General features: G+C 32.2%; 27 protein-coding genes and 1 tRNA gene. 14 read left to right on the forward strand and 14 right to left on the reverse strand.

Annotated features, from left to right (window positions below):
* Entirely contained in the window at positions 1-1,554 is a 1,554-nt protein-coding gene (gene purH / locus EU95_RS01300) for a bifunctional phosphoribosylaminoimidazolecarboxamide formyltransferase/IMP cyclohydrolase (protein ID WP_032522819.1), read from the forward strand.
* Here the strand turns inward: purH and EU95_RS01295 are convergent, their stop codons facing one another.
* The 4 genes from EU95_RS01295 to sfsA form a co-directional block, all read right to left on the reverse strand.
* On the reverse strand, positions 1,555-2,115 hold the full coding sequence (locus tag EU95_RS01295; RefSeq protein ID WP_032522820.1) for a DoxX family protein: 561 nt from the start codon (positions 2,113-2,115) through the stop codon (positions 1,555-1,557).
* Positions 2,116-2,219: 104 nt separating this feature from the next.
* Entirely contained in the window at positions 2,220-3,416 is a 1,197-nt protein-coding gene (locus EU95_RS01290) for a 4-hydroxy-3-methylbut-2-enyl diphosphate reductase (RefSeq protein WP_032522821.1), read from the reverse strand.
* A gap of 90 nt (positions 3,417-3,506) precedes the next feature.
* Positions 3,507-4,967 carry an ammonium transporter gene (locus EU95_RS01285; RefSeq protein WP_032522822.1) on the reverse strand — a complete coding sequence of 487 codons (1,461 nt, stop codon included), beginning with the start codon at positions 4,965-4,967 and terminating at the stop codon, positions 3,507-3,509.
* Positions 4,968-5,145: 178 nt separating this feature from the next.
* Positions 5,146-5,886: a DNA/RNA nuclease SfsA gene (gene sfsA / locus EU95_RS01280; protein WP_032522823.1), complete on the reverse strand. Its 741-nt coding sequence runs from the start codon at positions 5,884-5,886 to the stop codon at positions 5,146-5,148.
* A gap of 70 nt (positions 5,887-5,956) precedes the next feature.
* Here sfsA and murJ point away from each other — a divergent pair, with 70 nt between their 5' ends.
* Entirely contained in the window at positions 5,957-7,540 is a 1,584-nt protein-coding gene (murJ, locus tag EU95_RS01275) for a murein biosynthesis integral membrane protein MurJ (RefSeq protein WP_032523074.1), read from the forward strand.
* On the opposite strand, the gene EU95_RS01270 is transcribed toward murJ, so the two are convergent.
* The gene (locus tag EU95_RS01270) at positions 7,537-7,827 is read right to left on the reverse strand and encodes a DUF3181 family protein (protein ID WP_032522824.1); all 291 of its coding nucleotides are present in this window, start codon (positions 7,825-7,827) and stop codon (positions 7,537-7,539) included. The two genes, murJ and EU95_RS01270, sit on opposite strands and share 4 nt — an antisense overlap.
* A 14-nt stretch (positions 7,828-7,841) precedes the next feature.
* Positions 7,842-8,093, reverse strand: a complete 252-nt coding sequence (locus EU95_RS0109165) for a hypothetical protein (protein WP_032522825.1) — start codon at positions 8,091-8,093, stop codon at positions 7,842-7,844.
* Between the two features lie 85 nt (positions 8,094-8,178).
* On the opposite strand from EU95_RS0109165, the gene EU95_RS01265 reads away from it, so the two are divergent.
* The 5 genes from EU95_RS01265 (at position 8,179) to leuD (ending at position 12,909) form a co-directional block, all read left to right on the forward strand.
* A tRNA-Arg gene (locus EU95_RS01265) sits at positions 8,179-8,252 on the forward strand.
* A gap of 76 nt (positions 8,253-8,328) precedes the next feature.
* Positions 8,329-9,603, forward strand: coding sequence for a serine hydroxymethyltransferase (gene glyA / locus EU95_RS01260; RefSeq protein ID WP_032522826.1), 1,275 nt, complete (start codon positions 8,329-8,331; stop codon positions 9,601-9,603).
* Positions 9,569-10,864, forward strand: a complete 1,296-nt coding sequence (locus EU95_RS01255) for a competence/damage-inducible protein A (protein WP_032522827.1) — start codon at positions 9,569-9,571, stop codon at positions 10,862-10,864. Before glyA ends, EU95_RS01255 begins: the two co-directional genes overlap by 35 nt.
* 15 nt (positions 10,865-10,879) lie before the next feature.
* Positions 10,880-12,286: a 3-isopropylmalate dehydratase large subunit gene (gene leuC / locus EU95_RS01250; RefSeq protein ID WP_032522828.1), complete on the forward strand. Its 1,407-nt coding sequence runs from the start codon at positions 10,880-10,882 to the stop codon at positions 12,284-12,286.
* A complete protein-coding gene (gene leuD, locus EU95_RS01245) occupies positions 12,286-12,909 on the forward strand; it encodes a 3-isopropylmalate dehydratase small subunit (protein ID WP_032522829.1) in 624 nt (207 codons plus the stop codon). The genes leuC and leuD overlap by 1 nt, the downstream gene beginning before the upstream one ends.
* Here the strand turns inward: leuD and EU95_RS01240 are convergent, their stop codons facing one another.
* The 3 genes from EU95_RS01240 to psbN form a co-directional block, all read right to left on the reverse strand.
* Positions 12,910-14,865: a DUF3769 domain-containing protein gene (locus EU95_RS01240; protein ID WP_241466743.1), complete on the reverse strand. Its 1,956-nt coding sequence runs from the start codon at positions 14,863-14,865 to the stop codon at positions 12,910-12,912.
* A gap of 12 nt (positions 14,866-14,877) precedes the next feature.
* Complete coding sequence (locus EU95_RS01235) at positions 14,878-15,006, reverse strand: photosystem II reaction center protein I (RefSeq protein WP_002805124.1); 129 nt, start codon at positions 15,004-15,006, stop codon at positions 14,878-14,880.
* Between the two features lie 128 nt (positions 15,007-15,134).
* Positions 15,135-15,287 (reverse strand): photosystem II reaction center protein PsbN, encoded by a 153-nt coding sequence (psbN, locus tag EU95_RS01230; RefSeq protein WP_032522830.1) that lies wholly within the window; start codon positions 15,285-15,287, stop codon positions 15,135-15,137.
* 80 nt (positions 15,288-15,367) lie between these two features.
* Between psbN and psbH the strand changes: the two genes are divergently transcribed.
* The 3 genes from psbH to EU95_RS01215 all read left to right on the forward strand — a co-directional run bounded on the left by psbH (position 15,368) and on the right by EU95_RS01215 (position 16,577).
* Complete coding sequence (gene psbH / locus EU95_RS01225) at positions 15,368-15,568, forward strand: photosystem II reaction center phosphoprotein PsbH (protein ID WP_032519647.1); 201 nt, start codon at positions 15,368-15,370, stop codon at positions 15,566-15,568.
* Between the two features lie 145 nt (positions 15,569-15,713).
* Complete coding sequence (pth, locus tag EU95_RS01220) at positions 15,714-16,316, forward strand: aminoacyl-tRNA hydrolase (protein WP_032522831.1); 603 nt, start codon at positions 15,714-15,716, stop codon at positions 16,314-16,316.
* 3 nt (positions 16,317-16,319) lie between these two features.
* The gene (locus EU95_RS01215) at positions 16,320-16,577 is read left to right on the forward strand and encodes a DUF3146 family protein (RefSeq protein ID WP_032522832.1); all 258 of its coding nucleotides are present in this window, start codon (positions 16,320-16,322) and stop codon (positions 16,575-16,577) included.
* Here the strand turns inward: EU95_RS01215 and EU95_RS01210 are convergent.
* The 3 genes from EU95_RS01210 to ntcA are packed head-to-tail and all read right to left on the reverse strand — an operon-like array spanning position 16,558 to position 18,744.
* A complete protein-coding gene (locus tag EU95_RS01210) occupies positions 16,558-17,004 on the reverse strand; it encodes a hypothetical protein (RefSeq protein WP_032522833.1) in 447 nt (148 codons plus the stop codon). The two genes, EU95_RS01215 and EU95_RS01210, sit on opposite strands and share 20 nt — an antisense overlap.
* Positions 17,005-17,010: 6 nt before the next feature.
* Positions 17,011-17,970, reverse strand: a complete 960-nt coding sequence (locus tag EU95_RS01205) for a DUF3084 domain-containing protein (protein WP_032522834.1) — start codon at positions 17,968-17,970, stop codon at positions 17,011-17,013.
* 39 nt (positions 17,971-18,009) lie between these two features.
* Complete coding sequence (gene ntcA / locus EU95_RS01200; protein WP_032522835.1) at positions 18,010-18,744, reverse strand: global nitrogen regulator NtcA; 735 nt, start codon at positions 18,742-18,744, stop codon at positions 18,010-18,012.
* Between the two features lie 202 nt (positions 18,745-18,946).
* Between ntcA and EU95_RS01195 the strand changes: the two genes are divergently transcribed.
* From EU95_RS01195 to thyX, 3 genes are read left to right on the forward strand one after another with little or no spacing between them, the layout of a single operon-like run.
* Positions 18,947-19,528 carry a cob(I)yrinic acid a,c-diamide adenosyltransferase gene (locus EU95_RS01195; RefSeq protein WP_032522836.1) on the forward strand — a complete coding sequence of 194 codons (582 nt, stop codon included), beginning with the start codon at positions 18,947-18,949 and terminating at the stop codon, positions 19,526-19,528.
* Positions 19,529-19,532: 4 nt separating this feature from the next.
* Positions 19,533-20,126, forward strand: a complete 594-nt coding sequence (gene dcd / locus EU95_RS01190) for a dCTP deaminase (protein ID WP_032522837.1) — start codon at positions 19,533-19,535, stop codon at positions 20,124-20,126.
* Position 20,127: 1 nt separating this feature from the next.
* Complete coding sequence (gene thyX, locus EU95_RS01185; protein ID WP_032523076.1) at positions 20,128-20,760, forward strand: FAD-dependent thymidylate synthase; 633 nt, start codon at positions 20,128-20,130, stop codon at positions 20,758-20,760.
* 3 nt (positions 20,761-20,763) lie between these two features.
* Here thyX and EU95_RS01180 read toward each other — a convergent pair whose 3' ends face one another.
* Positions 20,764-21,309 (reverse strand): thioredoxin domain-containing protein, encoded by a 546-nt coding sequence (locus tag EU95_RS01180; RefSeq protein WP_032522838.1) that lies wholly within the window; start codon positions 21,307-21,309, stop codon positions 20,764-20,766.
* A 136-nt stretch (positions 21,310-21,445) separates the two neighbouring features.
* Here EU95_RS01180 and EU95_RS01175 point away from each other — a divergent pair, with 136 nt between their 5' ends.
* The gene (locus EU95_RS01175) at positions 21,446-22,798 is read left to right on the forward strand and encodes a phosphoglucosamine mutase (protein WP_032522839.1); all 1,353 of its coding nucleotides are present in this window, start codon (positions 21,446-21,448) and stop codon (positions 22,796-22,798) included.
* A gap of 7 nt (positions 22,799-22,805) precedes the next feature.
* Here EU95_RS01175 and trmB read toward each other — a convergent pair whose 3' ends face one another.
* Positions 22,806-23,435, reverse strand: a complete 630-nt coding sequence (gene trmB, locus EU95_RS01170) for a tRNA (guanosine(46)-N7)-methyltransferase TrmB (protein ID WP_032522840.1) — start codon at positions 23,433-23,435, stop codon at positions 22,806-22,808.
* Positions 23,436-23,462: the final 27 nt, after the last annotated feature.

The raw sequence follows: 23,462 nt of genomic DNA on the forward strand, positions 1-23,462 counted from the left end.
ATGTCTCCATTAGCTTTAGTAAGTGTCTCTGATAAAAAAAATATAATCCCATTTTGTAAAGAATTGGTAGAGCAATTTAATTATAAAATTCTATCAAGTGGAGGAACTGCCAAACATCTTATAGAGGCTAAAATTCCAGTTATTAAAGTTGCTGATTTTACTAATTCTCCAGAAATTCTTGGAGGAAGAGTTAAAACTTTACATCCAAAAATACATGGGGGAATATTAGCTAAAAGAACTGATGAGGAACATAAAAAAGATATAGAGGCTAACAATCTTGAGTTAATTAACTTAGTAGTTGTAAATTTATATCCTTTTAAAAAAACTGTAGATCAGGGAGCTAAATGGGAAGACGCTATTGAAAATATCGATATCGGAGGGCCATCTATGATTCGTTCTGCAGCTAAAAATCATAAAGATGTTTCCGTTTTAGTAGATCCTAGTCAGTATCAAAATTTTCTTGAAGAAAGGAAAAAAGGTGAATTGAAAGACTCATATAAAGCAAAATTAGCCCTTGAAGCTTTTCAACACACAGCAGACTATGACACTGCAATATCTAATTGGATAAGAAAAGAAAGAGATTTACAATCTTCCAAATATATTGAATCTTATCCACTAATCAAAACCTTAAGATATGGGGAAAATCCACATCAAAAAGCCTTCTGGTATGGTTTAAGTAACATTGGATGGAACTCAGCAGAACAATTACAAGGAAAAGACTTAAGTTATAACAATCTATTAGATCTAGAGTCGGCACTTTCAACAGTTTTAGAATTTGGCTACACAGAAAAAGATGAACTTACAACCGACATGTTTGCATCTGTTATTTTAAAACACAATAATCCTTGTGGTGCCTCTATTAGTAATTCGGCTTCTAAAGCATTTTTGAATGCCTTGGAATGCGACTCTGTTAGTGCATTTGGAGGAATAGTTGCTTTTAATTCAAATGTTGATAGCGAGACCGCAATTCACCTCAAAGATATTTTCTTGGAGTGCGTCGTCGCTCCATCTTTTGATAAGGAAGCTTTAGAAATTTTAAAAGTTAAAAAGAATTTAAGAATTTTAAAGTTTTCAAAAGATCAACTTCCAAAAAAGAATCAAAATTCTACTAAATCAATAATGGGAGGATTACTAGTTCAAGATACTAACGATAGTGAAGAAAAAACTGAAAATTGGATTTCAGTAACTAATAATAATCCGAGTAATCAAATTAACTTAGATCTAAATTTTGCATGGAAAATTTGTAAACACGTGAAATCTAATGCCATTGTTATTGCAAAAGACCAGAAAACTGTTGGAATTGGAGCTGGACAAATGAATAGAGTTGGAGCAGCAAAAATTGCATTAAAAGCCGCTGGAAGGTTATGTTCTGATGCTGTCTTGGCCAGCGATGGGTTTTTCCCATTCGCAGATACTGTAGAACTAGCAAATGAATATGGAATAAAAGCTATTATTCAACCTGGAGGAAGTCTAAGGGACCAAGAAAGTATTGATATGTGTAATTTAAAAGGAATCTCAATGGTCTTTACGCAAAAAAGGCACTTTTTACATTAGTTAAGTTGATTTTGGATAATATGTAATCTTGTTGGTTTTTCTAAATAAAGATAGCCTGCCTGGACCTGCGCATAGAAAGTAGAGAGAAATAGCCCCATATATAAAAGACAACTCGAAAGCATAATTGTGTCCTTCAACCACTGCCAGAGGAAAACCTTCTAGTCCAGTATCAAGGAGATGGAAATAAACTGCAAATGCCATGGTGGAGAATAGACCAAGAGAACAAAGCCTCGCAAAAATCCCTAAAGCCAATCCTGCTGGGCATACCAATTGGGTAATAGCTGCTCCAAACGTCCAAATAACAGGATCACCTGGCAAAAATGGGAAGTACTTGCCAACCACAAACTCTGCAAAACCTTGAGGATCCTGAAGTTTCTCTAAGCCATGATGAATCATCAAAGCACTAAATCCGATGCGTAAAACGAAAATTGAAAGTTCTCCAAGGATATTAACTTCCGAACCAGAGGATGAATTAGCAACTACAACTTCAACTTTTTGAGGGGCTTTAGTTCTATTAATACTGGCTGCCTGAACCTGATTAGTCTGAGTGTTGTCTTCCATACTTCATAAATTTTTCATTATTCTAGTTAATAAAGTGGATCTTTAGGAAATATCTGAGTAATAAATTTAAAAAACTAATCAAAGCTTTAAATAATATTCAAAATTTATGCAGCTATTTCAATTAATTTTTCAATAACATCCGCAACAACTTTATCGGGAGTAGATGCGCCGGAGGTAATTCCTACATTAATATCGCCATCAGGGAGAAAATTCTTTTTTAAGACAAGATCAGATTCAAGGGGTTTATGGAGAATAGAATTATCTTCAACAGAAATCTTATCTGAAACATCTATGTGAAAAGATTCTATTTTATTAGTAATAGCAATTTCTTGTAAGTGGGTGGTATTTGAAGAATTAAAACCTCCTATTACAACAAGGACATCTAAATCCTCATCTACTAAAGAAAACATCGCATCTTGTCTCTCTTCTGTCGCATCGCAAATAGTATTAAATGCTAGAAAATGATCGTTAATATTGGCCGGTCCATACTTTCTTAACATAGTATTTTCAAAGAGCTTTCCGATTTCCTCTGTTTCACTTTTTAGCATCGTTGTTTGATTAGCGACTCCAATTCTCTCAAGATGAATATCAGGGTCAAATCCATTGGAACATGCTTTAGAAAATTTTTTCATAAACTCTTTCTTATCACCTTTTCCTTCAATATAATTTGAAACATATTGCGCTTCAGCTAAGTCAAAAACAACTAAATAATTTCCAGCAAAGGATCTAGTAGCTAGTGTTTCTTCATGTTTATATTTGCCGTGAATGATAGAGGTAAAAATATGCTTTTTGTGTTTTTCAACTGTATGCCAAACTTTAGAAACCCAAGGGCAAGTGGTATCAATTATGTGACACTCTTTTTCATGTAATAATTGCATTTCTTGAACAGTAGCTCCAAAAGCAGGAAGAATAACAACATCTCCTAAAGAAACTGGGGAAAAATCCTTAACACCGTTTTTGGCAGAAATTATTTTTACATTCATCTTACTTAGATGATTATTAACTGAAGGATTATGAATAATTTCATTTGTCATCCAAATTGTTTCGTTAGGATAATGCCTTCTAGTTTCGTAAGCCATTGCTACTGCTCTCTCAACACCCCAACAAAATCCAAAAGATTTTGCAAGCTTAATTTTTAATCTCCCTTTTTTAAAGCTAAAATTATTTTCTCTAATTGATGCTATTAAATCACTCTGATAAGATTCTCCCAAAGCTTTTGCTCTTTTAGTTGGCGACTCAAAACCCCTGCGGTTGTATCTGCCAGAATGTTGAATTGCGTGTTTTACAGCTTGAGTATCCATGTCTCTGATATTACAACATTTTGAATAATTAATTGTAAAAAAAAAGAAACCTGACATAAGTCAGGTTTCTTAAATCAATTTTTGGTTAGATTATTTAGCAGATGCAAAGTCTGGATATGCCTCCATTCCATGCTCTCCTATGTCTAAGCCTTGAGTCTCTTCCTCTTCAGATACTCGGATTCCACCGAATAATCCTCCAATTACAGACCAAGCTATCCAGCAAGTAACTAGTGTCCAGATAGCATAAGCTGCAGCACCAAGGGCTTGAACTAGAAGAAGGTTAATACCTCCACCATTAAACAATCCCATACCAGCGCCATCACCTTGTACAGCTGTACCCCATAGACCGATTACTACAGTACCCCATACACCACAAACTCCGTGAACAGAGAATGCACCAACAGGATCATCGATCTCAGCAGCATCAAGAGCTGCAACAGAGAACACAACGATAATTCCACCAACTAGTCCTGCAAACCAGGCTCCAGCAAGTGTCATATCGCCACAACCAGCAGTGATACTAACTAATCCTGCAAGGATTCCGTTAATAATCATTGTAAGGTCAGGCTTACCAGAGGTTAATGTTGAAACAATAGTTGCTCCAATAGCACCAGCTGCTGCTGCCAAAGTAGTTGTTACAGCAACATATGGAACCCATTGGTCCATAGCAAGTTGAGAACCAGGATTAAATCCATACCAACCTATCCATAGAACTAATGCACCCAAAGTAGCTATAGCCATATTATGTCCTGGCATAGCCTGAGGTTTTCCATCAGAGTATTTGCCAATTCTTGGTCCAAGAAGCATTGCCCCTACAAGACCTGCCCATGCTCCAACAGAGTGAACAATTGAAGAACCAGCAAAATCAACAAAACCTAAAGAATCAAGCCAGCCACCATTCCATTTCCAGCTACCAGCAATTGGATAAATAAATGCAGTTAGTACAATCGCAAAAACAACAAATTCTCCAAATTTAACTCTTTCAGCAACAAGACCGGAAACGATAGTTGCCGCAGTTCCTGCAAAAGCAGACTGGAACAAGAAATCAACAGTTGGGACTAATCCAGCATCAGTTACCATATCTGCAGTAACTGTTGGATCAAAAAATAAGCCGCCAAAATAAAGCCAACCGTCGGCAACACTTCCTCCGTACATTAATGAATAGCCGATAAACCAATAAGAAGTTACAGCTAGAGCAAATACAAAGAGGTTTTTAGCAAGAATGTTAACAGCGTTCTTAGAACGGCACATACCTGCCTCAACCATAGCGAAACCGGCGTTCATAAAGATCACTAAAATAGTAGCGATCAAAAGCCATAAATTGTTAGCAAGAAAAGCTGCATTCAACTCAGGTAAATCAGCTGCGTGAGCTGAAAGATTAAAAATACCTAAACCAAACAAAGCTAGGGGAACAGTTGCAAGCCACAACATTGAGCGGTTTGAACTAAATCCTCGAATACTCCTCAAAAGGAGCATAGGTCCATTAACAAGACTTGCATCTTGAAGTTTGGACCTAGAGCGCCTTTGAGGCGTTTGCAAAGCAGTGGTCATAAAAAAAAATTAGATCTGCAAAAAAACAGGTTTACTGTTTCCTTTCAAATTTAAATTTATTCAAAAAACTTATCGGTGTCTAGTAGTTGTTGATACCATTTTTATAGTTGCACCTTAAAAATTATTTGTTAGATTGAAAAATTTGATTTTTAGAAGTTTCAAAATATCAAGATTTTATTTATTTCAAAGGTTTAATTCCTCTCCATGATATGTGGTCTTTATGAAATTCAAAGGAACAAGGGATCGTTATCATTCCTGCACTTAAAGATTCTCTAAAAAGATTGCCGTATAAGGGATCTGCCTCATCTCCGGGTGCAAAAAAACAAGCGTCTTTTCTTGTAATACAAAGTACTAATACACTTTTGCTTTCAGGAATTAATTCCTTTAATTCTGTGAGGTGTTTTTGACCTCTTTTCGTTACTGAATCAGGGAATAGAGCAACATTTTCTCTAATCCAGGTCGTATTTTTAACTTCTATGTAAATGTTACGTTTATCAGGATTTGAAGATTTTGGAGTTAAAAAAAAGTCAATTCTGCTTTTTTTATCTTTTCCATAAGGAACTTCAGATTTAATTGTTTCTATTTCTCCTATTATTTCGTCAAGCAAATTTTTCTCAATAACCTTTTTGATTAACTTATTTGCAAATAGAGTATTAATACCAACCCATACCTCCTCATTTTTTGCATCTAAAACACATATCTGTTCCCAAGTAAAAGGTAATTTTCTTTTTGGAGAAGCGGAAACACTTATTCTCACCTTTGCTCCCTCACTCAAAAGTCCCTTCATTGGGCCTGTGTTGGCACAATGAGCAGTTACTACCTCTCCGCTCTCTAATTTTATATCTGCAAGAAACCTTTTATACCTCTTGATTAAAACTCCTTCGATTAATGGATCAAATTCAATTATCCGATCATTCATAAATATGTCGCTAGTTAAAAATCAAATATAATTGAAACTTAAACTTCTTGAAAAATTTAGGCAAATCCAAATGCATTCATTTTTAAAAAATAATGTTTTTTCAATTTCATTTGGAACTAGTCTTAGTAAATTAGCTGGATGTATAAGACAAATATTTATAGCTGCTGCTTTTGGAGTTGGGGTAACATACGACGCATTTAATTATGCCTATATAATTCCAGGTTTTTTGCTAATAATCATTGGAGGGATTAATGGTCCCTTACATAACGCAGTCGTTGCAGTTCTAACTCCCCTTAACAAAAAAAATGGCGGAATTGTTTTAACTCAAGTAAGCATAAAACTTTCAATATTATTAATTGGGTTGTCTATATTAATATACTATAATTCCAGTTTATTAATTGAATTATTAGCCCCAAATTTAAGTTACGAAGCTAAATCAATTGCCACTTACCAATTAAAAATACTTACACCTTGTATCCCTTTGTCCGGATTCATAGGTTTAAGCTTTGGCGCCTTAAATTCCCAAAGAAAATTCTTTTTATCAAGTATAAGTCCAGCGATAACAAGCCTAACTACTATTATTTTTATTTTATTAAGTTGGCTCATCAATCAAGAAAATGAATATTCTCATTTCTTTACGTATACGGGATTACTAGCTTTTGCAACTTTGACCGGAACTTTGATTCAGTTTGTTGTTCAAATTTCGGAAATAAATAAAGTAGGTCTCTTGAGGTTAAAGTCAAACTTCCAATTATTTAATGATGAAGAGAGGAGGATTTTCAAACTAATTATTCCAGCATCTATCTCATCTGGTTTAAGTCAAATCAATGTTTTTATCGATATGTTTTTCGCTTCAAGTTTTCAAGGAGCAGCATCGGGACTAGCTTACGGAAACTTTCTGATACAAGCCCCATTAGGCATATTATCTAACTCTTTGATTTTGCCATTACTTCCAAAATTCTCTAAATTCAGAAGTGATAAAGACTATATAGGCCTCCAAAAAAAATTGATCTCTGGAATAGAGTACTGTTTCTTGACAACTATTTTTTTAGCCGCATTTTTCATAACATTTAATAATCAAATAGTACAGTTAGTTTTTCAGAGAGGATCTTTTGATTATTCAGCGGCTTTAAAAGTAAAGAATATATTAATTGCTTATGGAGTTGGCATACCTTTTTATCTTTTTAGAGATTTATTAGTAAGAACTTACTATTCAATAGAAAAAGCAAACTTCCCTTTCAAGTCATCATTTGCAGGAATAATATTAAATATTTTTTTTGATTGGTTGTTAATTGGTGCCCCAATTAATAATTTTGGGAATCTTTCTCCATATAATTTTGGAGTAATAGGAATAATTTTATCTTCAGTAATAGTCAACTTTATAGTTTGTGTTTTGCTTTCTTTTAATCTGAGAAATGAAAATATCCACTTGCCTAACTTGGATTTATTAAGGAAAATTATCCTCATGACATTAGCAGCATTTATAGACAGCACCCTTTGTTTTAATATTCTTAAAACTACAAAAAACTTCAATTCAAATCTCGGAGAATTTTTATTCACAATATTTGGATCTCTAACTTTTTTTGTAATCTATTTTTTTCTAACAAAATTCCTAAAAGTAAATAAATTTAAACTTTATAAAAAAAAGATTTAGTTTTCAAAAAAACTTTCCAAAATCTCCTCTAATTCTAGAATTTGTGAGTTAGTTATTAAATTAATCAGTGGAATACTGTTAATACCATCCCCTACTTTTACATTTATTGCTTTCAAACTTATTTTCGCAGCCTCCAATGGCCCTTGATCTTTATTGCTGATACATTCAAGAGCAAGATTTCTAGCGAGACCAGCATCTCCAAGATATAAATTCCACTTTTCTATTTTTATAAAAACCTTTTCTGAAATAATATTTTCTAGATCACTTATTCGTACCTGAAAGTCCATAAATTAAAAATTAATTAAGTTGTTTGTTTTGAAATATCCTTAGGCTTTTTCATAATTACAAATAGTAAATGGGAGGCTAAAAGAATTGACCAGAAAATTGCAAAATTATTAAAAAAAGCGATTTCATATTTAATTTCTTTTAAAAGCCAAGTACCACTTACTATCGCAGTAAATATCATGCAGTGAATAACAAAATTTACTATTCGAGAAAAATGTTTATAGATGGGATCTTCTAAATCACCATTTCCGTACCACTTTATAGGCATATTAATAATTATATTGTTAATAATAGATATTTTAACTGAAATCTAGTTGACTAAGAGACCCTGAAACAGAGATATTACAAATTATGCGCCTGTAGCTCAGTGGATTAGAGCACCTGACTACGGATCAGGGTGTCGGGAGTTCGAATCTCTCCAGGCGCGTTTAAAATTCTGAAATATTCTTTTTATATTTTTCTAAAAATATCGTCTATATTATGAGTATTGCTTATCAAATCCGATGAATATCCTTCAAAATCTTAAAGAAAGTGATCCAGTAATATCCAATTTTATCAATTCTGAAAAAAATAGACAGGAAACTCATCTTGAGTTAATTGCAAGTGAAAATTTTGCATCAATTGCCGTCATGGAGGCTCAAGGATCCGTCCTTACAAATAAATATGCCGAAGGATTACCTCAAAAAAGATATTACGGGGGATGTGAATTTGTTGATGAAATCGAGGAATTAGCTATTCAAAGAGCGAAAAAATTATTTAATGCAAATTGGGCTAATGTTCAACCCCATAGTGGAGCTCAGGCAAATGCTGCCGTTTTCCTAAGTCTACTTAAACCAGGCGACACAATCATGGGGATGGATTTATCTCACGGTGGGCACCTAACTCATGGATCTCCAGTAAATATGAGTGGCAAGTGGTTTAATGCAGTTCACTATAATGTAAATAAAGAAACTAGTGAATTAAATTTTGATGAGATAAGAGAAATAGCACTTGAAACAAAACCAAAATTGATCATATGCGGATATTCTGCTTATCCAAGAACAATCGATTTTGAATCATTTAGAAATATTGCAGATGAAGTTGGTGCTTTCTTAATGGCTGATATTGCGCATATTGCCGGTCTTGTAGCAAGTAAACTTCACCCAAATCCAATCCCTTATTGTGATGTAGTAACTACAACTACTCATAAAACATTAAGAGGGCCCAGAGGGGGACTTATCTTATGTAAAGATGCAGAATTTGGAAAGAAATTTGATAAATCTGTTTTCCCTGGAACTCAGGGTGGTCCTCTCGAACATGTAATTGCCGCTAAAGCAGTTGCATTTGGAGAAGCCTTGCAGCCAGATTTCGTTAATTATTCCCAACAAGTAATAAAAAATGCAAAAGTTCTAGCTTCAACTTTAATAAATAGAGGTATCAATATCGTGAGTGGAGGAACTGATAACCATATTGTTTTACTCGATTTAAGAAGTATCAATATGACTGGCAAAATTGCTGACTTGCTTGTAAGTGAAGTGAATATTACTGCAAATAAAAATACCGTTCCATTTGACCCTGAATCACCTTTTGTAACCAGCGGACTTAGGTTGGGAACTGCCGCTTTAACTACTAGAGGCTTTAATGCGGATGCTTTTGCTGAAGTTGGCGAAATTATTGCTGATAGATTACTAAACCCAGACGATTCACTAATTGAAAGTCAATGTAAAGAAAGAGTATTAACCTTATGTAATCGTTTTCCTCTTTATGAAGGCAAACTTGAAGCATCAATTAAATCCTAACTCCAAGGGAGTTGAAATTCTTTCTATTGGAACAGAGCTACTCTTAGGAAATATTATAAATACAAATGCTCAATGGATTTCTGAACAGTTATCTCAATTAGGCTTAAATCACTTTAGGCAATCAACTGTAGGTGATAATTATGATCGAATTATAAAAGTAATCCAAGAAATATCGAAAAGAAGTAATCTTTTAATCACAACTGGCGGCTTGGGACCCACCCCAGATGACCTAACTACTGAAGCAATAGCCAAATCTTTTAATGTAACTCTGTTTGAAAGACCGCACTTATGGGAGGAAATTAAACAAAAACTACCAAACTCAAAACTCCAGGAAGATTCATCTAGCTTAAGGAAACAATGTCTCTTCCCAAAAAATGCTCAAATAATTAATAACCCAAGGGGTACTGCCCCAGGAATGATATGGGAACCAATAAAAGGATTTACTATTCTTACTTTCCCCGGAGTACCAAGTGAAATGAAAACTATGTGGGAAGAGACGGCGTATGATTTCATTAAAACCAAATTCTCAGATAATTATTCCTTTTTTTCAAATACTCTTAAATTTGCAGGTATTGGAGAATCTAGTGTTGCAGAAAAGATTAACGATCTTCTAAATCTTAAAAACCCTACTGTTGCTCCTTATGCAAACTTAGGAGAGGTTAAACTAAGAATCACAGCGCGAGCAAAGAATCATCTAGAAGCAAAAAATATAATTAAACCTGTAAAAGAAAAATTAAAAAAAAAGTTTTCGAAATTTATTTTTGGAGAGGATCATGATACTCTTCCTAGCGTTGTAATAAAAGAATTAACCAAGAGGAACCAAACTATTGTTTTTGCTGAATCTTGCACCGGAGGTCTTCTATCTTCATCACTAACATCAATATCAGGCTCATCTAAAATTTTTAAAGGTAGCATTGTTTCCTATAGTAATGAGCTAAAAAATTCATTATTAAATATTTCAAAAGAAAAGCTAACAATACATGGAGCTGTTTCCAAAGAAGTTTGTGAGGCCATGTCAATTAATGCAAAAGAGAAATTAGAAGCAGATTGGGCAATAGCAATTAGTGGAATCGCTGGTCCTAGCGGAGGCAGTAAAGATAAACCTGTTGGACTTGTCTATATTTCTATTTCAGGACCTAATAATCATATTACTAACATCAAAAAAATATTTAACTCAACTCGCAATAGAATTGAAATTCAAACACTAAGTGTAAATGTGTGTTTGAACAGTCTAAGATTAATCTTATTATCTAATAGTTAGTAATTTTTTTACAAATTGAGTCAAGATACCTTATTTGACAAAGTTTGGGATTTACACAAAGTTTCAAACCTTCCTGGTGGCTCAGATCAAATATTTATTGGTCTTCACCTAATCCATGAAGTGACAAGTCCTCAAGCATTTGGTGCTTTAAAAGACAAAAACTTAAAAGTAAAATTCCCTAATAGAACTGTTGCTACAGTCGACCATATTGTGCCAACAGATAATCAGAGCAGGCCTTTCAAAGATAATCTTGCGGAACAAATGATTAGCACACTAGAGAAGAATTGCTTGCAACATAAAATAAGATTTTTTAATATTGGTAGTGGTAATCAAGGAATAGTACATGTCGTAGCACCAGAATTGGGGCTAACACAACCAGGAATGACAATCGCTTGTGGGGACTCACATACTTCAACTCATGGAGCTTTTGGGTCAATTGCTTTTGGGATAGGGACAAGCCAAGTAAGAGATGTTCTCGCAACTCAAACAATAGCCATGAACAAATTAAAGGTGAGGCAAATTTGGTGTGAAAACCAATTGTCTAACGGGGTTTATGCTAAAGATTTAGTACTTCATATTATTAATAAACTTGGGGTGAAGGCAGGGGTAGGTTTTGCGTATGAATTCGCAGGTCCTGCGATCAATGCATTATCAATGGAAGAAAGAATGACTATATGCAACATGTCTATAGAAGGAGGAGCAAGATGCGGCTACATAAACCCCGATGAAAAGACCTACAGTTACCTTAAAAATAAATTATGTGCTCCCAAAAATGAGCATTGGAATAAAGCGCTCGCATGGTGGAAATCATTGAAAAGCGATGAAAATTCAATCTATGATGATGTAGTTAAATTAGATGCTTCTAAAATTGAACCAACCGTAACCTGGGGGATTACTCCCGGACAAAGTGTAGGAATCAATCAACAAATACCTCTTTTAGATGACTTGTCTCCGAATGATAAATTAGTTGCTGAAGAGGCTTATGAATATATGAGTTTTAAGCCAGGACAATCAATAAAAAATACTCCTGTAGAAGTTTGTTTCATAGGCAGTTGCACAAATGGGAGAATCAGTGACTTAAGAGTTGCAACTGAAGTATTAAAAGGTAAAAAAGTATCTAAGAATGTAAAAGCATTTGTGGTTCCAGGTTCAGAACAAGTAGCCAGTGAAGCCAAACAAGAAGGTCTTGATAAGATATTTAAGGATTCAGGATTTCAATGGCGGGAGCCTGGCTGCTCAATGTGTTTAGCAATGAATTCAGATAAACTAATCGGTAATCAAGTCAGTGCTAGTTCTAGCAATAGAAATTTCAAGGGCAGGCAGGGATCTCCCAGCGGTAGAACACTTCTTATGAGTCCAGCGATGGTTGCTGCTGCCGCAATTAATGGCAAAGTCAGTGACGTTCGAGAATTCATCAACTAATGCAATCAGCGTTTACCCCACCAAGTGGAAAAATTTCTCAAATAAATGGACAATGCATCTCATTGATTGGCAACGACATTGATACAGATCGAATAATTCCAGCTCGTTTCTTGAAGTGTGTTGACTTTGATTCATTGGGTGAATCTGTTTTTGAAGACGATAGAAAAACTTTAAAGGGAAAGCATCCTTTCGATCTAAAGGAAAACAAAAAAGCCTCAATACTTATAGTTAATAGCAATTTTGGGTGTGGTTCCAGTAGAGAGCATGCTCCACAAGCACTTATGAGATGGGGTATTAAAGCAATTATAGGAGAGAGTTTCGCTGATATTTTTTATAGTAATTGTATTGCTATTGGAATTCCATGTTTTACTCTTCCTAAAAATTCAATACAAAAAATTCAAAAATACGAAGATAATAAATTTTTATTCTTAGAAATTGATCTTAAAAATTCTATAGCAAAATCAAAAGATTTAAATTTTAATCTTGAGATTAAAGAAAGCTCTAGAAAAATGTTTTTATCAGGCGAATGGGATGCAACTTCAACACTACTTGCTAATGAAAATCTTATTGAAAATAAATTGAACGATTTACCTTATCTAAAATTTAATAATCATTTGTTGTAACTATTTAAATCCAAATAAATTGAAAGAAATTCCTCCTACTTGGTTATGAGGTTTATAAAAAATACCAAATTCATAAGATCTTTTTTTCCAAAATAAAGAAATTTTGGAGTCTATAAATTCACCATAATCAGCTGAATCTTTTTTTAAGTTTAAAGTACCAAAACTTTTGAGGATAATCGGTCCAAACAGTTGCTGATCAAAAGCAATTTCTAATGTAAAATTCTCATAATTGTTGTCAAATTTAAAAACACTCTCTCCACTATCAAATTTATAGAAGGGTAAAAGACTGACACGAGTATAATCAAAAGTTTTATTTTTAAAATTACCCAATATTAGTTCTGGGCCTATACCTAGACCTAAATATTCTTGATGATCACCATTCTCATAGAAAGAATATGATGCTTCTAATCTTGTATTAAGACTAAAGCCTTTGGTGATTGGTTCATGAATATACCTATGAGAAATATCAATAGATTTATCTTCAGGTTCTTCAACACTTATTGGAAATTTCTGCTCAAGAGAATAAAAAAAGTTGCCTTTCAGATTGGAATACAGACTCTTTGAATCTAATGCCTCTGCAGTTAAATTAGCTAAACCAAATGATAAAATTTCAGTCTTCTTAATACCATTAAAATTCCAAGTTTTTACTTTTTGTAATCTTGAACCATAACCTGAGTAAATTTCTGCTTCACCCAATGAACCATTCCAGATCCTTTCTCTATAAATTCCGTAAAAGATCTTCTCCCATTTTGAATCAAAAAAATTAAATTCTTTACTTAATTTAGTTTTTAATCTAAATGCATCGGAAAATTTATTAAAGTCTAAAGAATTTAAATTTTTATCTATTTCTAAGTCCCAATTATTAATTCCTCCCTTTATCTGAGACTTTAATGCAAAAAAATCTTCAGAAATTGTACTTCTCTTGACCTTATCTGAAGTTGGCGATTCCCCCTTCTTTACAAAACTTTTTGTATACCCTTTAAGTGAGCGTTGGATTAATAATTGCGGCTCCAAATCAAGTACAAAATCATCAAATAAATCTATTGAGTTAAATTTCCTGCCGATAAAATAGCCATCCTTATCTAAATTTTCATATCCAAATTTCCATCTATTTTCAAGTTCAGAATCATTAAGATTCAAAGCTCTATCACCCATCCAAAAAGGTATTGATACTTTATCTTCAAGAATTAAATAATTCAATGAAGACTTAAATCGTAATTCTTCAGAAGAAGGGATAACTTCTAATGAGTTAATTGCTAATTTTACTTGCTTTAACTCTAGTAAATCATTACTAAATAAAGCCTTCTTACTTGTCCACTTTTTACCATCAATGTTTATTTTATCTGTAAAAAATAGCCAATTTTCAACTTTATTAGGAGTATTTAAAACTTTCTCATTATTTAATTTAAGTACACTCCCTAACTTTTGAGAATCTAATAAGCTGAAATTTGACGATAAATCATTAATCAAGCTATTTGTATTGATAAAACCCTCGACATCTAAAAGATAACCTTTCTCACTAATAAAGTTATATTCAAGTTGTGAAACTCTAAATAGTTGATCACTTAATCTTAAGGTTATATTTCCTTTAGCACTAATGTTTTTATTTAGTTTATCGTAAATTAAATTATCAGCTTCAAGCAGTTTGCCTCTGTACGAAACAGATACATTACCCTCCGCATAAATAACATCATTTATTTCCGATTGTTTGTCAGACTGAATTACTAACTCTTTTTGCTTATCAGTATTAACAGCTGAATATAATTCTGAATTTTTTGCCGAATTCGAGTAAGTTGTGTTTTTTATTGATTTTTTACTATTTAGTTGAATATGTTGATAAAATCCTCTCTCATTAACTCTACGTGATTCAGCAGATTTTGATGGCTGTATAAAATTAATAAACAAAAAAGAAGTAAGTATTACTTTTTTTGAAATTCCAGAAATCAAAGCAATCAATAAATGAGAAGCTTAATCTTGAGGACTTTCTAGGTCTTTTCTATTTGGTGTTCTTGTTGGATCACTTGCTAAAAATCCAAAAAGAAAAATTCCTACGAAGAAAAATACGATAGTGTAAACAGAAATTTTTAGAGCAAGCATGGAAATAGTTTAGCTGACAGGTTTATATCTTATTAAATTTATATTTAAATTACGGTAAAAGGTTTACTTTTTGTATTTTTGGTAAATTTTGAAATACTTTATTAGAAGATTTTTAAATAACAAGTAATTCAATCATCATGATCATCCCAAGGGTCGGTCAGCTTTGCTGCTTTGGGACCAAAAGCAGTCCAAAGACCAAAACCTGTTAAAGCTAGTAGTAGTGCCAGTATTGTTGCTGCGATAGAAACTGCAGGATCTGGAGCTGATGATAAAGTTTGCATCAATTTTGCTAAGTTTGTAAACAAATTATGTATAAGTTCTTATACAATAGCGAAATAATAATCGATTTAGTGAATTCATCATGGGTCAAAAAACCGCTTTAGGAAGTCTTTTAAAGGCAATTGGCAATTCTGGTCAAGGTAAAGTTGTTCCAGGTTGGGGAGCTGTTCCTATTATGACTGTAATAGGGTTGCTTTTATTAGTTTTTCTTGTAATACTCCTTCAAATTTATAATCAATCCCTACTACTGCAAGGTTTTTCAGTAGATTGGAATGGAAACTAAATTTTTAAAATTAGTTACGATATATCATTAAGCTTATGTGAATATTCCTAAAGCAATAATTTTCTGAGAATTTTTGTTTTAATTTACTCAGTTATATTGTGTTTATATTTATAACTCTCAATGAAAAGAGATTTACGAATAAATAATGAATGAAATATATTTAATTGGATTAGGAAATCCAGGTAAAAAATACTCGCAAAGCAGGCACAATATAGGTTTTTTAATACTTGAAAATCTATCAAAAAAATATAATTCAAATTTTTTATTAAAGGATAAACTTAAAAGTTCCTGCTCAGAATTCAAAATTAATGATTCCACTTACAGGTTATTTTTACCAAACACATTTATGAATAATAGTGGGGAGGCTGTCCGAGCAATAGTTGATTGGTACAAAATTAATTTAGATCAAATTTTTGTAATAGTAGATGATAAAGATCTCCCCCTTGGGAAAATAAGATTTAGAAAAAAAGGAAGCTCAGGTGGACATAACGGTCTTAAAAGCATTATTGAAAAATTACAAACTCAAAATTTCAATAGAATAAGAATTGGTATCGGTTCTCCACTATCAATTGAAGGAAAGAATAATTACAACACTATTTCTCATGTCTTAGGCAATATTTCTTCAGAAGAAAAATTATTATTGGATAAAGTATATAAAAGGGTAATAGAATCGCTCGAACAAATAAATATAAAAAAAGAGGAATATATCATGAATGAATTAAATTCTTTTGATAAAAAACAAATTTAGCAAATGCAGCCAAAACCAGAGACAATAGCTAACGTGAGTATTAAAGAATATTGCTTTTCAAAAAAGCAAATAAAGGGAGTTGTAAAAGCTAGTAAATTTGAATGGACTTTTACATGGTCATTTAATAAAGGATTATTATTAGTAAATCCTCCTTTAGGAAGGGCATTAATTGCGGATGCATTACTAAGGTTTTTATTGAAAAAAGATTATGCACTAGAAGCTGGCAGTGAATATACGTTCACTATTTTAGCCAAGTTTTGAAATCTATATTTTTTATATTTGGATTAAAAGTAAACTTCATTTTGCAAAAATCCTCTAAAATGACCAAAGCAGATATTGCATCGAGATTTTTATTCAGAACAAAAATCTCTCTGGGGATTAAACATTGCAGACCGCTTATTGGAAAAAGTTCAAAATATCTCGCTTTGGCTCTATAAGTGGTATTTTTTTCTTCAAAAATTTTTATTTCTTTTTTAAAAAAGTCCAGTTTTTCTCTTATTTTTCTACTAGTTGTACCGTTACCAATAATAATTTTTGATATATCTTCAGTAGTATTTATATTTCTAATATAATCCTCAATTAATTCGCTTTTTATAACGATAGCTCTGTAAACTTTTTTTTCACTAATTTCAGCTAAAACTAACCCACATTTATATTTACCAGGATCAATAGAAATGTATTTAAACATAGATCACTATAATTCAGAAATGTTCAATTCAACAATTATTGGGTCTGCAGTCCTACTATCTTTTAAAGATAAAACTTCTAAAAGATATTTTTTATTTTGACTTTTCTTTACCGAATCTCTAATTTTTTTAATAAAGTCTTCTCTTGTAGTGATTTCGTTAACAATAGAGCCTCTAAACTTGATCTTATCTCTAGTTTTTCCTAAAAGAGTTTTTAGTTTTGAGTTGATATTTTTATTATCAAGATCTTTTTTTTCAAGAATTTCGCTCGTAATAACTTCTCCTCTTCTTACAACGATTTTATTCTTAAACAATTCTGGGTAAACAAAAACAAAATTATCACCTCTTAAGACATTAGCTGCCGATTTAATCAACATAATCCAATCCCCACCTTCTGCAGTGATCTCTTCAATTTCAGAAATATCGCTAGATCTAAAAAAAAGAATATTTTTTATTTCTTTTTTATTAGGGATTACAATTTTCTGAACATATTTATCTGCACTATTATAAATCTTTCCCAGATCTAATTTTATATTTGAATTAGATGTAACTTCTGCAATAAACAAGGTTTGTCCTCTTTTTATAACTACGTTTCCTCTTCTAAATTCCTTAACATTTTTTTTAAGCGCATTTAATTCCTTTTCCTTATTCATAATCTTATCTTCAAGTTTCTTCCTTTCTTCCTGCAAAGGAAGAAGCGCCTTTTTACTGTCATCTAATGTTTTTTGCAAAAAAGGAATATCGACAAAAAGTCTTTGCCTAAATTCTTCGCTAACTAAAAGCAGTAATCCTATAGAAATTGCACTAATAAAGCCTCCAGTTATTATCGTTACAATTGTTGCCGTTTTCTTGGGTCTTAGCCTTAGTATGCTAAATCTTGCTTTACCTATCTTTGTGCCGAGAAGATCCCCAAATGGTGCAATTAATCCTCCAAGTATTATTAAAAAAACAATTAAAATCCCAGCCACACTTTTTCATATTCTCAACACATCATAATTAATGATGAATCAATTAAACCGTTTTGCAAGAGCTATTGGGTCAAATACTGTAATCTTTTTTCTTTCAATATTGAGGAGACCTGAATCCTTTAAATCTCCTAATAATCTTGTAATTGTTACTCTTGTTGAACCAATAGCTTCAGCAATAGCTTGTTGTGAGAGTCTCAAATCTATAGTTATTCCTTTTTCACTTGCAACTCCAAAGTCTCTACAAAGAACCATTAAAAAACTTACTAAACGAGAAGACATATCTCTATGGGTAAGAGTTTCTATCATTGTTTCTGTTTGCAGGATCCGACTTGAAAGACCCTGTAACAACAATAGTCCTACTGATGCATCTTCTTCTATTGCTCTTAAAACAGAATTCGCTGGAGCTGTTATCATTTCAACTCTTGTGAATGCAATAGCATGATAAAAACGATCAGATCTATGGCCTGTTAGTAGAGACAAAACACCAAAAAGGCTATTCTCTCTTAAAAGAGCAACAGTTATTTCTTCACCAGACTCATAAACTCTTGACAACCTAACTGCTCCCCTTCTAATCAAATAAACCCTCTCAGCAGGATCCCCAGGAAAGAAAATTGTTTTAGATCTCTCGACCATTTCTGTACTTGCACCCTCAAGACCTTTAATTACTTCCATTAAAGTTCTATTGATTGGGAAACGTTCTCCAACAGAGTTGATTTTACTTTGTCCGGACTGTTGAGGACTAAAGCGGCTGAATCCTCGAGACGAAGGTATCATAAATATCTTTACTATTAGAAAATTTAAGAAGACACCCTAAAATTTCTTGTATCAACTGTAACATTTTCCAAATGTTATAAGTTTCTTTATGCACTTCTTATTGTTAGTTTCAAATTTCTCAACTCTTTTTTAAGTAAAATTACACTATATGCAGTGTAATTGAATTCAAATTATACTGCATGTAGAAAAGGAATCTAAAATAATGGGAATTAGTTCAGCTAATAGTTATTCCAAAAGTGACATCAATGTTGTGAATATAAATAGCGCTGACAAAACAAACTCAAGAAAATTTATACAGAACGGGCAAATCCAAATCTATCAATCTTCATTCAGAGGCAGTTATTCTTCTATTATTAGTGATTCATTAAGAAATGCTGCTCTTGGTAGAAAAGTACTTTTAGTTCAATTTATGAAAGGAGGGGTTAAACAAGGGGTTGCTAATGCAGTTAACCTTTGTGGAAATTTAACTTGGGTGAGATCATCACATTCCTTTGATCAATACAATCCTGAAGAAATTGAAAATAATAAAAATTTAAAAGAGTCTATTCAAGAATCTACACTTGAATTGTGGAATTTTAGCAAACAAGAATTACTTTCTGGAGAAAATGATCAAATCATACTTGATGAAATTTTCCTTGCTATTGAAATGAAGATAATCGATAAAGATGACTTGATTTCAACACTTGAAAACCGATTTATATCAGGAGATGTAATCCTTACTGGTACAGACATACCTAAAGATCTATTAATGATGGCCAATCAAGTAACCGAACTTCGCTCATAAAACAATGCTTAAAAATGATCTTTGGATAAATCAAAAAGCTTCTGAAGGAATGATTAACCCCTTCCAATCAAATTTAGTGCGGCATCTTGATCCTGATAAGCTACAAAAACCAGTTTTAAGCTATGGATGTTCTTCTTATGGATATGATTTAAGACTTTCATCAAAAGAATTCCTAATTTTTAGACATATCCCTGGCACTGTAATGAATCCTAAAAAGTTTAATCCTAATAATTTAGAAAAAACAGTTCTTCACCATGATGACGATGGAGAATTTTTTATTCTTCCTGCTCACTCTTATGGTTTAGGAGTGGCTTTAGAAAAGATGAAAGTTCCAGAAAATATAACTGTAATTTGCATTGGGAAAAGTACTTACGCCCGACTTGGAATTATTGTTAACACAACTCCTGCAGAAGCAGGATGGGAAGGCCACCTAACTTTAGAGTTTAGTAATAGTTCAGGGGCAGATTGCAGAATTTATGCGAACGAAGGCATCTGCCAACTACTCTTTTTTGAAGGTGATCCTTGCTCTACAACTTATGAAGATAGAAGGGGTAAATATCAAAATCAACCTGAGAAGGTAACTCTTGCAAAAATCTAAAATGAGCAAAGTTGAACTAATTTCGCTAACTCCTGAAGCAGAAAAAACAATGGCTTACATTGCAAGAGTAAGTAATCCAAACAATCAGAAAAATGAAGATTATTCAAAATTATTAAGTTATTGTATTAAACATGAACATTGGAGTGTCTTTGAGCAATCATTTATGACCTTGCAAATAGAAACTAACAGAGGAATTGCAGCTCAAATTTTAAGACATAGATCATTTACTTTTCAGGAATTTTCACAAAGGTATGCAGATAGTTCTCAATTGGGAAATATTCCTTTACCTGAGTTAAGAAGACAAGATTTTAAGAATAGGCAAAATTCTATTCCTGATCTTTCTGATGATTTAAAAAAAAGATTTAATGCAAAAATTGCTTCACATTTTAAAGACGCTTCAAAATTATATGAAGATTTACTAAACGAAGGAATAGCTAAAGAATGTGCGAGATTTGTTTTACCATTGGCAACGCCAACTAGAATCTACATGTCTGGATCGTGCAGGTCGTGGATACATTACATTCATTTACGATCAGCTCATGGAACTCAAGAAGAACATAAATCTATTGCCCAAAGTTGCAAATCTATTTTTAAAGAGAGTTTTCCGATTGTTTCAAAATCTCTAGATTGGTAAAAATTATCCATGACTACGAGGGGTAATTTCATAATTTTTATTTTCCTTTATTACTGAAAATTCATTTTTATCGATTTCGGGATGCAATTTTCCTTCAATATCTATTTGTTCGATAGAATCTCTTATCTTGAATTCATCTTGTTTACCAATAAAGGTAGATAACAAATCACCTTTTCTATCAAAAATATTAATTTGAGGGATTCCATTTACACCAAATTTTTGAATATACCTATCCCACTTTTGATTATCCACATTTAAAAAAACAAAATTAATATCTTTTTCGTATTCCTCTTTTAAGTTAGACACTTTTGGAGCCATTTCTTTACACACTTCACACCACTCAGCATAAAACTCAAGAAAGGTGGGCTTATTGTTTTCAAAAGCTATTTCAGGATCAACGGATAATTCTCCAAAACTCTTAAGAATGTAAGTTGATTGAAAAAATAGATTTCTAAATAACACCAATGTAATAAATACAACGGTAATAAGTAAGAATAGTGCTGCTTTTAAATTTATATTTAGTTTTGCCTCTACACTTTTAAATTGCATTATGAATAAAAACTTGCTAAAAGCATCATAAATGAGTTGAACAAATAAAGAGAATTTAAATAGGTTTTCTTTTAATCAACTGATAAAGTAAGAATTAAATAATAATAAAAATTTCTTCGATTCCTAAAATTTAATTATGCAATCAATCTTTGGAACTGATGGGATAAGAGGAAGATTTAATAAAGAGATAAATTATTCTCTGGCCTACAAAGTTGGTTATGCTTTAGGTTCGAATTTAGAAAACAATAATCCAATATTAATTGGAAGAGATACAAGGGTCAGCGGAGATATTTTGCTTCAGGCAATAACAGAAGGTATAAATGCAAGTGGCAAAAAATTTATAAACCTAGGAATCTGTCCTACCCCTGCTATTCCTTTTTTAATCAAACAAGAAAAATTCAGTAGCGGAATAATGATATCTGCCAGTCATAACCCGCCGGAATACAATGGCATAAAAATATTTGATCATACTGGCCAAAAAATTAGCAAAAATTTTGAAAATAAAATTCAAACATTAGTTGAAGAACAAAATCAAAATCAATCATTTTCTAAAAAAGAGATCTCTTTAAAAACAAATAAGGAGCTTTTGGATTTATATATGCAAAGCCTAATCCAAACAATGGACGGAGTAAATTTAAGTAATATGAAAATAATTTTAGACACATGCTATGGATCAGCAACAACCTGCGCAAAAAAAATTTTTCAACATCTAGGAGCTAATGTAAGAGTTATAAATAATTCAAAAAATGGTTTGAAAATTAATTTGAACTGTGGATCCACTAACCTGGAACCATTAAAAAAAGCATTAGAAGAAAATACTGCAGATATGGGATTTAGCTTCGATGGTGATGCTGATAGGGTAATTGGACTAGATTCTAAAGGCAATATATTGGATGGAGATCATATTCTTTTTCTTTGGGGTAGAGAACTTATGGAACAAAAGATACTTACAAATAATTTACTGATATCTACACAAATGGCAAATTTAGGTTTTGAAAAAGCCTGGAATAAAGTTGGTGGGATTTTATATAGAACTGAAGTAGGAGATAAATACGTACATAAGGCATTAAAAGAAAAAAAAGCAGTTTTAGGAGGTGAGCAGTCAGGTCATATACTTTCAAAAATTAATAACTTTTCTGGAGATGGGATATTGACTGCACTTCAAATAGCTAAATATTGTAAAAAGAAAAATATTACTTTAAATAATTGGCTTAAAAGTAGTTTCGAACCCTTTCCTCAGAAAATAACCAGCATCAATTTAGATTTTAATAACAATAAAATAAAACCAAAAACCAAAAGCTTAATTAATAAAACCTTAGAGAGCTGCCAATTAAACAACTCAGATAATTGTAAAGTTTATATAAGACCTAGCGGAACAGAACCTGTAATTCGAGTTCTTGTTGAGGCCAAAAATCAAAGAGAAGTTCATTCTTTATCAAGCGAAATAACATACAAACTCTCTTTAGCAATTAATAAAATAATAAAATAATTATTTATCAAATTTTCATATAAATCCTCTTATAAACTTCAAGTTGGTTAACAATTACATACTTCTCTCTATTAGTTTTAACTTCACATGGATTAAAACTCTGAGAATAATTAAAATTTTTTGCATCAATTTTTTTAAAGTTCAAATTACTTGATATAGTGCAATCCATATAATCAAATAAATCCTTTACATCAGTTTTGATAAAAATTAAGGATCCTTTTTGCAGGGAATTTGAGAGAATATTAATAAATTCTGGCTGAACTACACGCCTTTTATAATGCCTTTTCTTAAACCATGGATCAGGAAAGTTGAAAGAAATACTTTTTACATTTTTGATAATAAATTTATTTTGGACATCATTCAAAATGTTATAGGCATTGCCAAATACAAAATATAAATTATTGATTTCTCTTTCACGAGCTTTTAATTTTGCAGTTTTAACTAATTTCTCACGTATTTCAATTCCTAAATAATTCCAACTGGTATTAACTAAAGCTAAATTGAATAGAGACTGACCAGCAGCACAACCTATATCTAAATGAAGATTCAATCTGGGGTCGTCAAACATTTCAATCAGAGGAGGGATTCTCTCAATTTGATTGAAATTTATACTAAGAGGATTAACATGCTGTCTCATATATTTATTAATCTATTCCCACGGTAA

Source organism: Prochlorococcus marinus str. MIT 9201 (assembly GCF_000759955.1).
GTDB classification, from domain to species: domain Bacteria; phylum Cyanobacteriota; class Cyanobacteriia; order PCC-6307; family Cyanobiaceae; genus Prochlorococcus_A; species Prochlorococcus_A marinus_G.

Excerpts from the sequence above, each read along its gene's own strand:
- EU95_RS0109165 (WP_032522825.1), bottom strand. The coding sequence starts at position 8,093 with ATGCCTATAAAGTGGTACGGAAATGGTGATTTAGAAGATCCCATCTAT.
- psbN (WP_032522830.1), bottom strand. The coding sequence starts at position 15,287 with ATGCAAACTTTATCATCAGCTCCAGATCCTGCAGTTTCTATCGCAGCA.
- EU95_RS01255 (WP_032522827.1), top strand. The coding sequence starts at position 9,569 with ATGAAGGCAAACTTGAAGCATCAATTAAATCCTAACTCCAAGGGAGTT.
- murJ (WP_032523074.1), top strand. The coding sequence starts at position 5,957 with ATGCATTCATTTTTAAAAAATAATGTTTTTTCAATTTCATTTGGAACT.
- EU95_RS01270 (WP_032522824.1), bottom strand. The coding sequence starts at position 7,827 with ATGGACTTTCAGGTACGAATAAGTGATCTAGAAAATATTATTTCAGAA.
- thyX (WP_032523076.1), top strand. The coding sequence starts at position 20,128 with ATGAGCAAAGTTGAACTAATTTCGCTAACTCCTGAAGCAGAAAAAACA.
- EU95_RS01285 (WP_032522822.1), bottom strand. The coding sequence starts at position 4,967 with ATGACCACTGCTTTGCAAACGCCTCAAAGGCGCTCTAGGTCCAAACTT.
- leuD (WP_032522829.1), top strand. The coding sequence starts at position 12,286 with ATGCAATCAGCGTTTACCCCACCAAGTGGAAAAATTTCTCAAATAAAT.
- pth (WP_032522831.1), top strand. The coding sequence starts at position 15,714 with ATGAATGAAATATATTTAATTGGATTAGGAAATCCAGGTAAAAAATAC.
- EU95_RS01180 (WP_032522838.1), bottom strand. The coding sequence starts at position 21,309 with ATGCAATTTAAAAGTGTAGAGGCAAAACTAAATATAAATTTAAAAGCA.
- ntcA (WP_032522835.1), bottom strand. The coding sequence starts at position 18,744 with ATGATACCTTCGTCTCGAGGATTCAGCCGCTTTAGTCCTCAACAGTCC.
- purH (WP_032522819.1), top strand. The coding sequence starts at position 1 with ATGTCTCCATTAGCTTTAGTAAGTGTCTCTGATAAAAAAAATATAATC.
- dcd (WP_032522837.1), top strand. The coding sequence starts at position 19,533 with ATGCTTAAAAATGATCTTTGGATAAATCAAAAAGCTTCTGAAGGAATG.
- glyA (WP_032522826.1), top strand. The coding sequence starts at position 8,329 with ATGAATATCCTTCAAAATCTTAAAGAAAGTGATCCAGTAATATCCAAT.
- trmB (WP_032522840.1), bottom strand. The coding sequence starts at position 23,435 with ATGAGACAGCATGTTAATCCTCTTAGTATAAATTTCAATCAAATTGAG.
- EU95_RS01235 (WP_002805124.1), bottom strand. The coding sequence starts at position 15,006 with ATGCTTGCTCTAAAAATTTCTGTTTACACTATCGTATTTTTCTTCGTA.
- EU95_RS01210 (WP_032522833.1), bottom strand. The coding sequence starts at position 17,004 with ATGTTTAAATACATTTCTATTGATCCTGGTAAATATAAATGTGGGTTA.
- EU95_RS01290 (WP_032522821.1), bottom strand. The coding sequence starts at position 3,416 with ATGGATACTCAAGCTGTAAAACACGCAATTCAACATTCTGGCAGATAC.
- psbH (WP_032519647.1), top strand. The coding sequence starts at position 15,368 with ATGGGTCAAAAAACCGCTTTAGGAAGTCTTTTAAAGGCAATTGGCAAT.
- EU95_RS01295 (WP_032522820.1), bottom strand. The coding sequence starts at position 2,115 with ATGGAAGACAACACTCAGACTAATCAGGTTCAGGCAGCCAGTATTAAT.
- sfsA (WP_032522823.1), bottom strand. The coding sequence starts at position 5,886 with ATGAATGATCGGATAATTGAATTTGATCCATTAATCGAAGGAGTTTTA.
- EU95_RS01175 (WP_032522839.1), top strand. The coding sequence starts at position 21,446 with ATGCAATCAATCTTTGGAACTGATGGGATAAGAGGAAGATTTAATAAA.
- EU95_RS01215 (WP_032522832.1), top strand. The coding sequence starts at position 16,320 with ATGCAGCCAAAACCAGAGACAATAGCTAACGTGAGTATTAAAGAATAT.
- EU95_RS01195 (WP_032522836.1), top strand. The coding sequence starts at position 18,947 with ATGGGAATTAGTTCAGCTAATAGTTATTCCAAAAGTGACATCAATGTT.